The 3,040-nt window shown below is 60.1% G+C and carries 2 protein-coding genes; one reads left to right on the top strand and one right to left on the bottom strand.

Annotated features, from left to right (window positions below):
- Positions 1-46 precede the first annotated feature (46 nt).
- Positions 47-1,693 (bottom strand): VRR-NUC domain-containing protein, encoded by a 1,647-nt coding sequence (locus ABYA88_RS15930; protein WP_373188369.1) that lies wholly within the window; start codon positions 1,691-1,693, stop codon positions 47-49.
- A gap of 207 nt (positions 1,694-1,900) precedes the next feature.
- On the opposite strand from ABYA88_RS15930, the gene ABYA88_RS15925 reads away from it, so the two are divergent.
- Complete coding sequence (locus tag ABYA88_RS15925) at positions 1,901-2,878, top strand: DUF4105 domain-containing protein (protein WP_373188368.1); 978 nt, start codon at positions 1,901-1,903, stop codon at positions 2,876-2,878.
- The last annotated feature ends 162 nt before the right edge of the window (positions 2,879-3,040 follow it).

Genomic DNA, 3,040 nt, shown 5'->3' with positions numbered 1-3,040 from the left:
TCCTTGGCGGTGAATTCACACAGACTGCGCACCGCGACCCGGTAACTCATGCATCGGTCCAACGCACATGGCAGACATCCACCGGCATGCCGTGGCGAGCGCAAAAGGCGATCCAGCGTCGCTGGTTATCCTGTAACCGGTCTCCGGGGCCCTTCACCTCGATCATCCGGTAGCGCCGTTCCTCCGGCCAGAACTGGATCAGATCCGGCATGCCGGCGCGGTTGGCCCGTATATCCAGCAACAATCGCTCGAACCAGTGGCGCAGATGCTCGGCTGGCAGGCAGAGCAGGGCCTGGTCCAGCACCTCCTCGCCGAGCCCCCAGTAAACGAAGGGTGACTGGATCCCGAACTTGCGTGCATGGGTCTCGCGAATGATCTGGTGGTAGGTCCCGGACTCCAGATGTGCCAGGCAGCTTTCGAACAGCTCCGCCCGGCGGCTGTAGAAGTCGGCATGGTGCAGATCCACCGGCCCGCCATGGAAGGGATGGAAAAAGGCCCCGGGAAGCGGCGCGAATATCGCCTCCCAGCAGAGCAGACCGAACAGACTGTTGATCAGCGCGTTCTCGACGTAATACACCGGCGCCTGTGCTACGGAGAATTGCTCGCATACCGCACGTTCCACCGAGCCATGCCCGGGGCGGCGCATCTGCAGATCCAGGCGATTGGCATTATGCTCACACGGCTTGTGGCTCACCGGGTTGCCCAGTTTGCGCTCGAGCCGAACCAGCGCACGCTCGACCAACTGCAGCTCGGCGTCACTCTCGGGTTTGGCGCTGGCAGCCATGGCCAGAACCTGTGCATCGCGGTAGCGAGCGAGCTTTTCCAGAATCCGGATGCGGCGTTGCCGGGCACCGGCATAGTCGCATTCCGCGTAGAGCTGCAGCGCCTCCTCGAACGACTCTTCGCGCTCGAGATGGCGTGCCATGGTGAACAGCAGCTTGCCGTGACGCATCCGCAGATAGGGGTTGGGGCTGGCGAACTCACCGATCATCTGACGTACGTCGGGTACCGGCATCCCGGCATCGAACGCGTCGCGGCAGGCATGCAGGTGCAGGTAATGATCGACGTCTTCACGGCAACGAAACCCGCGCGACTGCGGAGAAATATCGACCGATTCGTAACGGAAGATCCCCAGGTCGGCGAGTACGAACTCGGCCCAGGTCTGGCTCAAATTGCCGAAGAACATCAGCCGCAGCCGATCGCACAGGTCATTCACTCTCAGACTGTAGAGCGTTTCCTGCAAGCCGGGGCACCAGAGCCTGAGGGGTCTTGCTTCGGCAGGTACGGTACTCAGTGTTTCGAGCATAACGGCCTTGGTGCATCCACGATGGGCTACCGCCGTTGGCAGGTGCGCCACAATCTCATCCTTGCGCAGCTGCCCGAACAGCGTCTCCAGGTCGATCTGCTCATCGGTACACAGCCAGCCCAGTGCACACAGCGGCGCCGCAGCCAGGTCGATATCACCAACCTCGGCATAGTTCAGCTTACTATTCCTGAAATGCCTGCCCTTGCGCATGATAAGGCGTACCAGCAGCGCCTGACTCGGCGTGCCCAACGTCTGAAACCGCTCCATGAAGTCGAGCTCGCGTGCATCCAGCAGGTCGGCATATCGCTCACGCACCCAGGCCAGGGCGGTCTGAAAGTTATCCAGGTAATACAGCGCAGGGAGTTCGGGAATTGAAGCAATGGACATGTACAGAGTCTACTAGTTATCTATCCAGTAGTCTGCCCGCAGAGGCTGATCTGTTCAACCCCGGCAAGGCACCGGCGATCGGAAACGAATTGGATCATCGGGCGGATGACGGAGACTTTGACCTGCTGAATTGCGGTACAGTGGCCGTCAGGCGGGTGGCGTGTCCTGCCACCCAAGAACTCCGTGCCGAGGTATTCTTTGCGCATCATGTTGTCGCTGGTGACCGTGATTATCGTTCTATGCAGCATGTGGGCCTTGTTGGCGATCTGGTTTCAGGCGCCCTGGGGTGTGGCAGGCCGCAACGGGCTTCTTGCGTTGTGGTCGGTTGGGCTGTTGTTCGTGCTCTGGCTTCTCTGGAGTAGCTGGGTCTGGCTGGGTGTCGGTCTGTATGTACTGGCGTTTGCCTTGCTGCTTGGCTGGTGGGGTTCTCTCGAACCCACACACGACCGGCAATGGGCAGACGATCTGGCGCATATCACCACGGGTGAAGTGCAGGGGAGTAACGTTATCCTGCACAACGTGCGCAATTTCACCTGGCAAGGCGAGCACGACTATGACGCCGTCTGGGAGACCCGCCAATACGATCTGACCCAGTTGCAGTCCGTGGATATGATTACCTCCTACTGGGGCATCCCGGCGATCGCTCACATCCTGGTGACATTCGGGTTCAGCGACGGCCGGTTCATCACCTTCACGGTCGAGGTCAGGCGCGAGAAAACCGAAGTTTTTTCCGAGATTGGCGGTTTCTTCAAGGAATTCGAGCTTGCGATTATCGCCAGTGATGAACGCGACGTGGTGCATGTCCGTACCAATGTGCGCGGTGAGGATGCCTATCTCTACCGCGTGGAGCTATCGGATGTCGCCATGCGCTCGCTATTTCTCGCCTATGTCAACGAAGCCAACAGGCTCGCCGAACAACCGCGCTTCTATCAAACCGTCACCGCCAACTGCACCACGCTGGTGTTCAGGATGATGCAGTCTATCGTCGATGGTCTGCCCCTGGATTATCGCCTGCTGCTTTCCGGGTACCTGCCTTCCTACATCGAGAAGATGGGCGGCCTGCAACCTGGCCTGCCCATGGCCGAGCTGCGTGAAGCCGGGCGAATAACCCTGCGCGCCAGGCAGGCAGGGCGCAGTGAGGATTTTTCTACGGTAATCAGACAAGGCGTGCCCGGCTGGCGATAGCGGGCGGAACCTTCCCCGGCGATGGGCACTCGAAAGGGAATATTCATCCTCAACGAGAGCGTGTCCATGAAACAACCTGGTTACCCGCTGCTTCTAGCGGGACTCCTGGGCATCAGTGTCAGTATCGGTGCCCTGGCCCAGCAGGCGCCCGAAGTCGCCGCG

Source organism: Halopseudomonas sp., assembly GCF_041579695.1.
Lineage (GTDB): Bacteria > Pseudomonadota > Gammaproteobacteria > Pseudomonadales > Pseudomonadaceae > Halopseudomonas.
Note: the sequence above shows the minus strand (reverse complement) of the source record. Positions and strands in the feature narration are given on the sequence as shown.